Annotated in this window: 1 tRNA gene and 1 rRNA gene; both read right to left on the bottom strand. The window is 39.2% G+C overall.

Annotated features, from left to right (window positions below):
* Positions 1-170: ribosomal RNA gene (locus AC27GZ_RS16115) — 23S ribosomal RNA — on the bottom strand; the annotation flags it as partial.
* 484 nt (positions 171-654) lie between these two features.
* Positions 655-731 (bottom strand) — tRNA-Ile (locus tag AC27GZ_RS16110).
* Positions 732-909 lie beyond the last annotated feature (178 nt).

The following is a 909-nucleotide window of genomic DNA, read 5'->3' as shown; positions in this document are numbered from 1 at the left end:
TCCTATCTATTCAGATAATGATACCCAGCTTACACTGGGTGGGTTTCCCCATTCGGACATCGTAGCCTATAACGGTTTTTATCACCTTAACTACGCTTTTCGCAGATTAACACGTCCTTCATCGCCTCTAACTGCCAAGGCATCCACCACATACGCTTAGTCACTTAACCATACAACCCTAAGTAGTCTTTCGATTTTCTTAGTACGCTTTGATGACTAAACCAAAGCAATTGTAAAGTCTGACATTTTCACGTACTCAACATTAAACAAGTTAATGTAGTGAGTTACTTGATAAAACAATTAATCATGAGTAATGATTAACTGAGTTTTTTCTTTGGATAATAACCCGAGGAGGATTATTATCCGGGGTTGGTATTTATATCATTTGTAGTTTGCAGCGCGACACCGCTCCCTACTATATAAACACCGGTATTTATATCAGCTTTCCAGATTGTTAAAGAACTTATCACTTAGTCACATTCGCTAAGTAATTTGGTTAAAAACCAAATTTAAAAACACTCATCAGTGACTTTAAATTTGGCTTCTTTCTTTATAAAAGAAGAATATAGCCATTTCATTTTACCTCAAGGCAGTTTGTAGCGACGTGTAGTTTACCTACACGAGCTGCGAACTAACGCAGATATAAGATGAAATTGGTAGGTCTGGGCAGACTTGAACTGCCGACCTCACCCTTATCAGGGGTGCGCTCTAACCAGCTGAGCTACAGACCTATCTTGATTGAGTATGCAACCAACTTGTCACCACCGACCTCACCCTGCTCTTTATCAGGAATGGGTACACTCTAACCAGCTGAGCTACAGACTTATCATCCAACTCAATTTCTTCTTCATTTCGTCATCATACAATTTGTGTGAATACTCGTAGTACCGAGGTACTCATTAATCATTT

This window comes from Colwellia sp. SU-HH00943 (assembly GCF_057546125.1).
Note: the sequence above shows the minus strand (reverse complement) of the source record. Positions and strands in the feature narration are given on the sequence as shown.